At 72.5% G+C, this 11,902-nt stretch carries 8 protein-coding genes; 5 read left to right on the top strand and 3 right to left on the bottom strand.

The window, feature by feature from the left end; genetic code table 11:
• The 5 genes from OFY01_RS24495 to OFY01_RS24475 all read left to right on the top strand — a co-directional run.
• Positions 1 to 1,113: tetratricopeptide repeat protein (locus tag OFY01_RS24495; RefSeq protein WP_266603336.1), on the top strand; the 1,113-nt coding region annotated here is incomplete at its 5' end.
• An 83-nt stretch (positions 1,114 to 1,196) separates the two neighbouring features.
• The gene (locus OFY01_RS24490; RefSeq protein WP_266603334.1) at positions 1,197 to 2,798 is read left to right on the top strand and encodes a phytoene desaturase family protein; all 1,602 of its coding nucleotides are present in this window, start codon (positions 1,197 to 1,199) and stop codon (positions 2,796 to 2,798) included.
• A gap of 79 nt (positions 2,799 to 2,877) precedes the next feature.
• Positions 2,878 to 3,492 carry a TetR/AcrR family transcriptional regulator gene (locus tag OFY01_RS24485; protein ID WP_266603332.1) on the top strand — a complete coding sequence of 205 codons (615 nt, stop codon included), beginning with the start codon at positions 2,878 to 2,880 and terminating at the stop codon, positions 3,490 to 3,492.
• A 204-nt stretch (positions 3,493 to 3,696) separates the two neighbouring features.
• Positions 3,697 to 4,797 (top strand): NAD(P)H-dependent flavin oxidoreductase, encoded by a 1,101-nt coding sequence (locus tag OFY01_RS24480; RefSeq protein ID WP_266603330.1) that lies wholly within the window; start codon positions 3,697 to 3,699, stop codon positions 4,795 to 4,797.
• 90 nt (positions 4,798 to 4,887) lie between these two features.
• Complete coding sequence (locus OFY01_RS24475) at positions 4,888 to 6,438, top strand: acyl-CoA synthetase (protein WP_266603328.1); 1,551 nt, start codon at positions 4,888 to 4,890, stop codon at positions 6,436 to 6,438.
• Between the two features lie 176 nt (positions 6,439 to 6,614).
• Here the strand turns inward: OFY01_RS24475 and OFY01_RS24470 are convergent, their stop codons facing one another.
• From OFY01_RS24470 to OFY01_RS24460, 3 genes are read right to left on the bottom strand one after another with little or no spacing between them, the layout of a single operon-like run.
• Positions 6,615 to 9,380, bottom strand: a complete 2,766-nt coding sequence (locus tag OFY01_RS24470) for an alkaline phosphatase family protein (protein ID WP_266603326.1) — start codon at positions 9,378 to 9,380, stop codon at positions 6,615 to 6,617.
• A 48-nt stretch (positions 9,381 to 9,428) separates the two neighbouring features.
• The gene (locus tag OFY01_RS24465; RefSeq protein ID WP_266603324.1) at positions 9,429 to 10,835 is read right to left on the bottom strand and encodes an ABC transporter permease; all 1,407 of its coding nucleotides are present in this window, start codon (positions 10,833 to 10,835) and stop codon (positions 9,429 to 9,431) included.
• On the bottom strand, positions 10,832 to 11,806 hold the full coding sequence (locus OFY01_RS24460) for an ABC transporter ATP-binding protein (protein WP_266603322.1): 975 nt from the start codon (positions 11,804 to 11,806) through the stop codon (positions 10,832 to 10,834). Before OFY01_RS24460 ends, OFY01_RS24465 begins: the two co-directional genes overlap by 4 nt.
• Between the last annotated feature and the right edge of the window lie 96 nt (positions 11,807 to 11,902).

Raw genomic sequence — 11,902 nt, 5'->3', positions numbered from 1 at the left:
CTCGCGGCCCGGCACACCGACGGCCTCGCCCTGGGCCGCGCCGGACGCTGGACGCAGGCCGGCGAGGTGCACCGCGCGGTCGCCGCCGCGCGCGAACAGGCCCTCGGCCCCGATCACCCCGACACTCTCACCAGCCGCTACGAGATCGCCATGGGCCTGAGCCGTACCGGCCACCCCGCCGAGGCGCTCGCGGAGTTCCGCCGCGTCGTCGCCGGGCGCGAGCGGGTGCTCGGAGCCGACCACCCGGAGACTCTCGGCGCCCGTCAGGAAGTCGCGTACGTCCTCGGCAAGCTGAAGCGGTACGGCGAGGCGCACCGGATGTACACGGACGTCCTCGCCGCCCGTGAGCGCACCATGGGGCCCGACCATCCGGACACCCTGCGCTGCCGCCACAACCTGGCGTTCAACCTCAGACGCCTCGGCCGTCTCGACGAGTCCTACCGCATGGCCGTGGACGTCGCCGAGGCGCGCGCCCGCGTGCTGGGCGCCGACCACCCCGACACCCTGGTCACCCGCTGCGAAGTCGGCTACACCCTTGCCCGGTCGGGCCGATGGGCCGACGCGTTGCGCACCTACGAGTACGTGGCCCGAGCGCGCGCCGCGTCGCTGGGCGCCGACCACCCCGACACCCTCGCCGCCCGCTACGAGATCGGCGTCAGTCTCGGCCGGCTCGGCCGCGGCGCGGAGGCGCTCGCCCTCTACCGCGAACTCGTCCGGGACCGCACCCGTGTCAGCGGTCCCCACCACCCCGAGACGCTCCGCGCCCGCCACGGACTCGGCGTCAACCTCGGCCGCACGGCCCGCTGGGAAGAGGCGCTCGCCGAGGCCCGGGACGTGTGCGCGCTGCGCGAACGGGTTCTGGGCCCCGACCACGTCGACACCGTCGTCAGCCACCGCGAGGTCGCCGTCGCCCTCGGCTGGCTGGGCCGCTGGCCGGACGCGCTCGTCGAGTACCGCACGGTCGCCGACGCCCACACCCGCGCTCTGGGGGAGGCGCACCCCCAGACCCTGGCGAGCCGCACCGACGAGGCGCACTGTCTGGAGCAGCTCGGCCGATCGTCCGAGGCCGTGGAGCTGTACCGGCGCGTCACCGCACTGCGCGGCCAGGACTGACGGGCGGCCGCCCGGCGCCAGAGGTCCGGGACACGGCGGAGCGGCGCCCTGTCCGCGGCGCCGCGCACGTGCTACCAAGACGCATGCCCGCACACAGCGCCAGCTCCCGTGCAATTTCCCGTTCCCGTTCCCGTTCCGTGTCCGGTTCCGGCGACGTCGTCATCGTGGGCGGCGGCCACAACGCCCTGGTCGCCGCCGCCTACCTCGCCCGCGCCGGCCGCGCGGTCACCGTCCTCGAACGGCTCGACGCCACCGGCGGCGCCGCCGTCTCGACCCGGCCGTTCCCGGGCGTGGACGCCCGCCTCTCCCGCTACTCGTATCTCGTCAGCCTGATGCCGAAGAAGATCCTCGGCGACCTCGGGCTCGCCGTCGACATCCGCCCGCGCACGATCTCCTCGTACACGCCCACCGTCCGCGCCGGCCGCTCCACCGGCCTGCTCGTCGGCGGCGGCACCGAGCGCACGCGCGCCTCGTTCGCCCGGCTCACCGGCGGCGAGGGCACGTACGAGGCGTGGACCCGTTTCCACGCCATGACCCGACGCGTGGCCGAACGTGTCTTCCCCACGCTGACCGAGCCGCTGCCCACCCGGGCCGAACTGCGCGCCCGCGTCGATGACGAGGCGGCCTGGCGGATGCTGTTCGAGGAACCCATCGGCGTCGCCGTCGAGCGGTACTTCGACGACGACCTGGTGCGCGGCGTCGTCCTCACCGACGCGCTCATCGGCACCTTCGCCGACGCCCACGACCCGGCGCTCGCCCAGAACCGCTGCTTCCTCTACCACGTCATCGGCAACGGCACCGGCGACTGGGACGTGCCGGTCGGCGGCATGGGCGCGCTCACCGACGCGCTCGCGGCGACGGCACGCGCCGCGGGCGCCCGGTTGCTCACCGGCTGCGAGGCCACCCGTATCGAGACCGACGGCCGCACGGCGGAGGTGGCCTACCGGACGGGCGAGGGCGAGACGACCGTTCTGGGCGCCCGGCACGTCCTCGTGGGAGCCTCGCCGCAGGAACTCGCCCGGCTGCTCGGCGAGAGCGGCCCCGCACCGGCCGAGGGCGCCCAGCTCAAGGTCAACATGCTGCTCAAGCGGCTGCCGCGGCTCAAGGACCCGGACGTCGACCCGCGCGACGCGTTCGCCGGGACGTTCCATGTCGGCGAAGGGTACGGCGAGTTGGCCGCCGCGTATGCCGAGGCGGCCGCCGGACGGCTGCCGAGCGCGCCGCCCGGGGAGATCTACTGCCACTCACTGACCGACCCGACGATCCTCGCCCCCGAGCTCGCCGAGAGCGGCCACCACACCCTCACCCTGTTCGGACTCCACACCCCGGCCCGCCTGTTCACCACCGACAACGAAGGGACCCGCGCCGACCTGCTCGCCGCCACCCTCGCCGGACTCGACGCGCACCTCGCCGAACCGATCGCGGACTGCCTCGCCGAGGACGCCGACGGCCGCCCCTGCATCGAGGCGAAGACCCCGCTGGACCTCGAACGTGAGCTGCGCCTGCCCGGCGGGAACATCTTCCACCGTGCCCTGGCGTTCCCGTACGCCCAGGAGGGCACGGGCCGTTGGGGCGTGGAGACCGCGCACCCGAACGTGCTGCTGTGCGGGGCGGGCGCGGTGCGCGGCGGCGGCGTCAGCGGCATCCCCGGCCACAACGCCGCCATGGCGGTCCTGGGCCGGTAGCCGTGCACGGCTCTGCCGCACCGGCCTGGTGTACGGTCGGCTGTCGACCGCGACATACGAGAAAACGGGTGGAGCCACGATGACCCCTCGCCGGGCGGACGGCGCCCCGACCTTCACCGAACAGGCCCGCCGCCGCCAGCTCATCGAGTGCACCATCGACCTGATCGGCACACGCGGCCTCCCGGCGACGTCCCTGTCGGCGATCGCCAAGGAGGCGGGCCTGTCGAAAGCGGCCGTCCTCTACCACTTCTCCTCCAAGGACAACCTCACGCAGGCCGCGCTCGACCACGTCATCGGCGAGTTCCTGGGTTACGTCACCGAGCGGATCACCCGCGAGAGCGATCCGCGTGACGCCGTCATCGCCTACGTGCGGGCGCTGGTCGGCTACCAGCGCGACCACCGGCGGCACGTCCGCGTCATCACCGAGACGCTCCTCGACGACCGCGGCGGCACGCGCCTGAAGACCCCCGGCCGGCACGACGTGGGCGGGCGCTGGCAGGCGCTCGCCCAGATGCTGGAGGCGGGGCAGAAGGCCGGCCGGTTCCGCGCGTTCGACACGCGGACGGTGGCCCTCGCCGTCGGGGGCGCCATCGACGGCGTGATCGGCCAGTGGCTGAGCGACCCCGAACTCGACCTGGACGCCGCCGCCGAGGAGCTGGTGACGTTCACCCTCAACGCCATCGACCGCCGATGACCGCGACCCCCGCCACGTGCCCGGCGGGGTCCGGCGGCCGCTGAACGGGTCCCGGCGCGCGAAGTCCGGCGCGTGCTCGATCGGTCAGGCGATCCGGTGGATCGCTCGTCGATCTCTTGCCGGCCCCTTGCGGATACCCCATGGATCTGACGCAGCATCAGAAAAGCCCTTCCGTCGTCCGGCCGGCTGCGGCATCCTGCGGCCATGCAGACGGAGCTGAGCAAGAAACTGGGGATCGAGCACCCCGTCTTCGGCTTCACACCATTTCCCGCGGTGGCAGCCGCCATCAGCAGGGCTGGCGGATTCGGGGTGCTCGGCGCGGTTCGCTACACGGCACCCGACGAGCTCAAACGCGATCTCGACTGGCTGGACGCCCACGTAGGCGACCACCCGTACGGCCTCGACGTCGTGATGCCCGCCAAGAAGGTCGACGGCGTCACCGAGGCCGACGTCGAGGCGATGATCCCGCAGGAGCACCGCCGGTTCGTCCAGGAGACCCTGGCCGAACACGGCGTGCCCGAACTCGACGACGGCGAGGCATCCGGCTGGCGGATCACCGGCTGGATGGAACAGGTGGCGCGCGGCCAGCTCGACGTCGCCCTCGACTACCCCATCAAGCTGCTCGCCAACGCCCTCGGCTCGCCCCCGGCCGACGTCGTGGCCCGCGCACACGACCACGACGTCCTCGTCGCCGCGCTCGCCGGCAGCGCACGCCACGCGCGCAAGCACGCGGACGCGGGCATCGACATCGTCGTCGCCCAGGGCTACGAGGCGGGCGGCCACACCGGCGAGATCGCCTCCATGGTGCTCACGCCCGAAGTCGTCGACGCCGTCGACCCGTTGCCCGTCCTCGCGGCAGGCGGCATCGGCAGCGGCCGCCAGGTCGCCGCCGCGCTCGCCCTCGGCGCGCAGGGCGTGTGGCTCGGCTCGGTGTGGCTGACGACGACCGAGGCCGACCTGCACTCGCCCGCCCTCACCCGCAAGCTGCTCGCCGCGGGATCCGGCGACACGGTGCGCTCGCGCGCGCTGACCGGGAAACCGGCGCGGCAACTGCGCACCCGGTGGACGGACGCGTGGGACGACCCGGCGGGGCCGGGCACGCTGCCGATGCCCCTGCAGGGCCTGCTGGTCGCCGAGGCGGTGTCCCGCATCCAGAAGCACGAGGTGGAACCGCTGCTCGGCACGCCGGTCGGGCAGATCGTCGGCCGGATGAACGCGGAGCGGAGCGTCCAGGAGGTCTTCGACGAACTGACCCGGGGGTTCGAGCAGGCGATCGACCGGATCAACCGGATCGCGGGACGGTGAGCTGCGCGAGCAACCGGAACGCGCCCGCACCCGCCCACTGACAGAACCCCGCAGACCCATGGATCGGGACCACAGGAGGAGAGCCGCCCCATGAGCACACCCCCCAACGGCTTCTGGGCCCAAGCCGCAGCCGCCCCCGACCGCACCGTGCTCCACGCCCCCGACGGGCAACCCTGGTCGGCGGGCGAACTCCACGCTGCCGCCAACCGGATGGTCCACGGCCTTCGCGAGGCCGGGCTCACCCGGGGGGACGCCTTCGCCGTCGTCCTGCCCAACGGCGTCGAGTTCCTCACGGCCCACCTCGCCGCCCAGCAGGCCGGCTTCTACCTGGTGCCGGTCAACCACCACCTCGTGGGCCCGGAGATCGCCTGGATCGTCTCCGACTCCGGCGCGAAGGCGCTCCTCGCCCACGAACGGTTCGCCGACGCGGCACGCGCCGCGGCCGACGAGGCGTGCCTGCCCGCCGCGCAGCGCTACGCGGTCGGCGAGATCGACACGTTCCGCCCGTACGGCGACCTGCTCGCCGGGCAGAGCCCGAACCCGCCCGAGGACCGCACCCTCGGCTGGGTCATGAACTACACCTCCGGCACCACGGGCCGCCCACGAGGCATCCGTCGCCCGCTCCCCGGCAAGCTCCCGGAGGAGACCTACCTCGGCGGCTTCCTCGGCATCTTCGGCATCAAGCCCTTCGACGACAACGTCCACCTGGTCTGTTCGCCGCTCTACCACACCGCCGTGCTGCAGTTCGCGGGCGCGTCCCTGCACATAGGGCACCGGCTCGTCCTCATGGACCGGTGGACGCCCGAGGAGATGCTCCGCCTGATCGACACGCACGCCTGCACGCACACCCACATGGTGCCCACCCAGTTCCACCGGCTCCTGGCCCTGCCGCGGCAGGTCAAGGACGCCTACGACGTGAGCTCCATGCGGCACGCCATCCACGGCGCGGCCCCCTGCCCCGACCACGTCAAGCGCGCCATGATCGATTGGTGGGGGACATGCGTGGAGGAGTACTACGCGGCCAGCGAGGGCGGCGGCGCGTTCGCCACGGCCGAGGACTGGCTGAAGAAGCCGGGTACCGTCGGCAGGGCCTGGCCCATCAGCGAACTGGCCGTCTTCGACGACGACGGCAACCGGCTGCCGCCCGGCGAACTGGGCACCGTCTACATGAAGATGAGCACGGGCCAATTCTCCTACCACAAGGACGAGCACAAGACGCGCGAGAACCGCATCGGCGACTACTTCACCGTCGGCGACCTGGGCGTCATCGACGAGGACGGCTACCTCTTCCTGCGCGACCGCAAGATCGACATGATCATCTCGGGTGGCGTCAACATCTACCCCGCGGAGATCGAGTCGGCGCTCCTGAGCCACCCCGCGGTCGCCGACGCGGCCGCCTTCGGCATCCCGCACGACGACTGGGGAGAGGAGGTCAAGGCCGTCGTGGAGCCGGCCGAAGGACACACCGCCGACGCCGCCCTCGCCGCCGACATCCTCTCCCACTGCGAGCGCCGTCTCGCCGGATACAAGCGGCCCAGGAGCGTCGACTTCATCGCCACCATGCCCCGCGACCCCAACGGCAAGCTCTACAAGCGCCGCCTGCGGGACCGGTACTGGCAGGGGCGAACCAGGGCCGTGTGACCACCGGCCGCGCCCCCTGCCCGCGGCGCGGACGACGTCGGCGGAGAGAGGTGCCGGCCCACGCACGCGAACACCTCGCCCACACAAGGCGCCCAGAAGGATCGTCGTCGAAGGCGCCCGGAACGCACCGGCCCCCGGCGGGAATCGACTCCCGGCCGGGGGCGGGCGCGGTCACGTCAGCCGTCGTTCTCCGCCGACGGGATGTACGCACCCGGCACGTCCTTGGGCGCGTAGATCTTGTGCTCGCCCGGGTAGGGCTTCGTCCAGCCGTGCGTCTGGTACCACGTGAGGTGGTTCATCTGCGCGGGGTTGGCGTAGTCCGGCACCGCGTGCGGGCCCGTCAGGCGCTGCTTCGACTTCCACGCCTCCCACTCCCGCGCGAGCTTGCGCTCCGCGGAGGGAACCTTGGTGGAGGGCACGGCCGCCGCCCTCCTGCTCTGCGCGGCGGGAGTGTCCACGCCGCAGGACGGCGGCGTCTTGAGGCCGTCGGTCAGCGACGTCCGGTTGGGCAGCGCGGTGAACGGCGTGGTGTCCGCCTTCTTCGTGAACGCGGCCGTCATCGGCGTGGCAGCGCTGTCCTTCTGGTTCATCGGGTGGATCCCGAGGATCTGCTCGATGGTGCGGATCATCGTGATCTGCGAGTAGTAGTGGCTGTCGACCACACCGTGCTTCGCGTAGGGGCTGATGATCTGCACCGGCGCGCGGTGGCCGTCGACGTGGTCGAGACCCGCCTGGGAGTCGTCCTCGACCACGAAGATCGCGGAGTCCTTCCAGTACTTGCTGTGCGAGATCTCGTCGACGATCCGGCCGGTGGCCAGGTCGTTGTCCGCGACCTGCGCGGGCGCGCTCGCCGGGCCTCCGGTGTGGTCGCTGGAGAGCCACAGCATGTTGAGGTTCGCCGGACCGTTCTTCTCGAAGTCACGCTTCCAGATCTCGGCGCGGTACACGTCGGGGACGCTGGTGTCGAACTTCGGGAAGCCGTGCACCGACACGGAGTTGAGCGAGGGGATCGGCGAGGACGACATCAGCGGGTAGGCGGTGTCCTGCCCGGTCGACGCCATGTTCTTGCTGTCGCAGTACAGGTTCTGCCAGCTCGCGCCCGACGGCTTGGTCAGGAACTGCTGGAACTCGCCGAAGTCGCGCACGGACTTGCCCGCGTTCTGGGCGCCGGTCCACAAGAACCCGGACCGCTGGTGGCCCAGCGCGTCGTCCTCGGTGTCGTAGCTGCGCTTGTACTCGCCGGCCGAGGACTCGGTGTACTCCGGGTTGTCGGCCTGCATCAGCCAGTTGTGGCCCTCGGCGGAGTTGGTGCCGATGTCGTACGTGTTGTCGTACAGGCCGAACTGCCGGGCGAGGGCGTGCTGGTTGGGCGTGACGTTCTCACCGAACTCGGTGAGCGCCGCGTCGCCGTTGCCCTCCTTCATGTCACCGTAGACCTGGTCGTAGGTGCGGTTCTCCTTGACGATCAGGAACACGTGCTTGATCGTCGACGGGTCGCCGAGCCGCTTCGGCACCGGCACCGGCTTCACGTGGCGCGCGGCGTCGGCCCGCCGGACCGAGCCGCGGGTCCAGCCGTTCTGCCGGAAGACCTTGGAGGTCTCGTGGCGGATCTTCGCGTCGGACGGCAGCGTGAAGCGCTGCAGGCTCGACGTCGTGTCGTGGGTGTTGTGCCCGCCCCGGTCGGTGGGCCGCAGCGCGTCGACGCCGCGGGTGTTGGAGACCAGCACCTTGCCGCCGACCGTGGCGATGTCCGACGGGAAGTAGTCCGTCGGCAGCAGGCCCACGTAACTGACGGGCTCCTGCGGCGACGTGTAGCGGTAGACGGCGACGGCGTCGGCGCGGCCGAGCGTCACCAGGAGCCGTCCGTCGTGGGTGAGGGTCACCGCGTCGGGCTCGTAGCCGACCGTCGCCTCGGGCCACGGCTTGGTGGAGATGGTCTGGACGACCTTGCCCTTGGCGGTGTCGATCACCGACACGTCGTCGGAGGCGGTGTCGGTGACGAACACCGCGCCGCTCTGCGCGTGCAGGGCCGTCGGGTGCAGTCCGACGTCGATGCTCGACGGGGCGGCCGACGGGTGCGCCAGGTCGATGACGCTGACCGTGCCGGTGGTGGTGGCCCCCGTCCGGGTGTCGGCCGGGACCTGCGTCCCGTACGAGTTGAGGGTCGTGTCGCCCGCCTTGGCGGGGCGGCCGCCCTCGTTGCTGACGTAGAGCTTGCCGCCCGCCTCGACCATGTCGCGCGGCGCGTTGCCCACGGCCCAGCTGTGCTCGATCGCGCCGGTCGCGGCGTCGAGCGCGACGACCCGGTTCTGCCCGTTGACCGCCGCGTACACGGTGGAGCCGTCCGCGGAGAACACCGGCGCGGCGACCAGAGCGTGCTTGGCGCCGTCCGCCGGGATGCTCACGGTCTTCGGGTCGGAGAGGCTGCCGTCGGCGTGCACGGTGAACCTGGTGTAGCCGTCGATCTGCCCGAGCCACAGCTGGCGGCCGTCGGGCGAGTACGTCGGGCCTTCCTGCCCCACCTTGTTGCCGGCGATGCGCAGGTCGTCCGACGCGTTGGTGCCGATGCGCTGCTGCACCCTGCCGACCTTGCCCGAGCGCAGGTCGACGATGTCGAGCGTCGCCGGGCCGTCGGCCAGCGAGGCCGCGAGGTGGGTGCCGTCCGGGCTGACCGACGACGACATGATCTTGCCGTCGTTCAGCACGAGGCGGTCGCCGTACGGGGAGATGTACTGGTCGTCGGAGACGACCTGGCCGCGGTGGGTGACCTGGCCGACGTGCTCGGTGCCGAACTGCCGGGTCTGCGCGAAGGCGGTACCGGCGACCGCCAGGGCGAGCGCGGCGATGCCCGCGGTGGTGAGCGGTCTGCGGCGGCCTATGCGTCCGGCGAGGGAGCCGGACCGGTCCGTGCCGACACGCCGGCGGCGGCGTGTTACCTGCATGAGGACATCCCTTCGGGGTGGTGGAACGGAGGTGCTGGGGGTGGTGGTTCAGTGGGCCGCGGCGAGCAGTTCGACGTTGCCGTCGAACTGCCACAGCGGGTTCGGTGCGTCGCCGGTCGCGGTGCGCACCAGGAAGTAGCCGTTGACGTCCTTGGGTCCGTCGCCGTCGGCGACGAACCGCCCGTCGGCGGTGATGTCGAGCTGGTAGATCGCCTGGCCGGTGGCGGCGACGTCGGGAAGGTGCCAGGAGACGACGCAGCGCCAGTCGTTGCCCGCGCCCTGGGCGCCGTCACCGACGCCGCTCTTGGTGCAGGCAGCCGACGCCCTGAGCTGCGCCTCGGTGACGGCCGGCCGGTGCAGGTCCGCCGTCTGGACGCGGTAGAGGTGGGCGAAGGCCGTGGCGAGGGAGCGCTGCACCTTCGCCCGCGTGATCCCCGAGCCGGTTGCGGGGGCCGCCGCGCCGACGGCCGCGACGCTCACCGCGAGCAGTGCGGCGAGCGGCAGCACTCCGACGGCGAGCGCGCGCCGGCCCGCGCCGGCCGCGGCCGGGTTGGTGAAGTCGCGCCGTACGAAGAGCAGATACGCGAGCGCCGTCGCGGTCACCGCCCACACCAGGGCGACTCCCACGCCGATCAGCAGCGGCCCGCTCTGCACCGGGTCGGTGAACAGACCGTTCCAGGAGACGAAGGCATAGCCCGGCAGGGCGACCCGCACACCGACCGGCAGCGGCAGCAGCTGCGCGAGCTGCATCGCCAGCGCCACGAGCGCGGGCAGCAGCAGCCCCATGGGGGAGCGGCCGAGCGTGACCGAGCCGAGCAGTCCGATCGCCGCCAGGGCGAGCGTCGGCGCGAGGGCGCACGCCCAGGCGAGAAGCACCTTGCCCGCGGCGTCGGACGCGGACAGCACATGCCCGTCGAGCCCGACCAGCGGACGGTGACCGACCGTCAGCAGCCCGCCGACCACACCGGACAACGCGAGCCCGGCCGTGAGCAGCACGATCACCGTGAGACTCGCCAGAGCCTTCGCCACGAAGATCCGCCGGGGCGAGCGCACCGCCACGAGCAGATGGCGCCAGGTGCCGAGCCGGTCCTCGGCCGCGAACACGTCACCGGCGACGAGCGAGGTGAGCAGCGGCAGCGCCCACGTCCCCGCGAAAGCGAGGATCACGAGGGGGCCCGCCCACCCGGTGGCGTGCATCCACCGGCCGAACAGGGTGTCACTGGGCAAGGTGCTCTGCTCCGCCACCGCTGCCACGAACAGCCCCGGTGCGACCCAGCAGACCAGCACCAGCAGCCGGATGCGCCACTGAGAGACCAGCTTGACCAGCTCGAAGCGGCAGCCGCGCGCCACGGAGACAGGAAGGGCCGCGGCCGGCACCCGGGCCGCGGCGCGGGTGGCCGCCGCCGGCTCGGCCCGCTCGGCCGTCGTGGGCGTCGTGGGCGTCGTCGAGGTCATCGGGCGTCCTCCTTGTGCTCGGTGAGGGCGAGGAAGGCCGCCTCCAGCGGCGAGACGACCGGGGCGAGTTCGCGCAGCGCGACGCCCGCCCCGACGAGCCGCGACACCAGCGAGTCCAGCGCGGCCACCGGCGCGCGCACGACGAGAGAGTCCGCCCCGTACCGTGTCGCGCCGCTCGACACCACGCTGATGCCGTCCGTCCCGCCGGCCAGTTCACGCGCGGCGCACGCGTCGGACGTCAGAAGCCGGTAGTCCAGTTCACGGTTCTCGGCGGCCAGCTTCGCGAGCGGACCTGAGAAGACGACACGCCCGGTCGCGACGATGGTGACCTCCTCGCACAGGGCCTCCAGGTCGTCCATGCGGTGGCTGGAGAGCACGACGGCCGTGCCGGAGGCGGCCAGGCGCTCCAGGACGCCGCGTACGTGCCGGGTGCCGGCCGGGTCGAGCCCGTTGGACGGCTCGTCGAGCACGAGCAGACGGGGCCGGGTCAGCAGGGCGGCGGCGAGGCCGAGCCGCTGCCGCATGCCGAGGGAGAAGCCTCGTACCTTGTCGTCGGCGACCTCGGTCAGGCCGACCTGGTCGAGCGCGTCGTCGATGTCGGCGCCCGCGGCGGCGCTCCTGCCGCGCCCGCGCAGCCCCGCCAGCGCGCCGAGGTTCCGGCGGGCGGTCAGCGACGGGTACAGGCCAGGACCGTCCACGAAACCGGCCACGCCGTCGGGCGCGGCGAGAGCCCTCCCGACGGGTGCGCCGAGGATCTCCAGGCTGCCGCCGTCGGCTACGGACAGGCCGAGGAGCAGCCCGAGCAACGTTGTCTTGCCCGCCCCGTTCGGCCCGGCCAGGCCGTGGATCTGTCCCCGCGTCACGTCGAGGTCGATGCCGTCCAGTGCGACGACGTCGCCGAAGCACTTGGTGATGCCGCGCGCCCTGATCGCGAGCGGACCGTCGTCCTGCCTGCCGTCACTGCCGCCCATGAGCCCCTTCTTCCGCACGCCTCAAGGACCATAAGGAGCTCACAAGGCACGGACAGGGGAGGCGAGTTGAATGGCGGGAGAACTTGAGGCGACCGG

Origin of the sequence: Streptomyces beihaiensis, from assembly GCF_026274175.1 — a bacterium.
Classification (GTDB): Bacteria; Actinomycetota; Actinomycetes; order Streptomycetales; family Streptomycetaceae; genus Streptomyces; species Streptomyces beihaiensis.
Note: the sequence above shows the minus strand (reverse complement) of the source record. Positions and strands in the feature narration are given on the sequence as shown.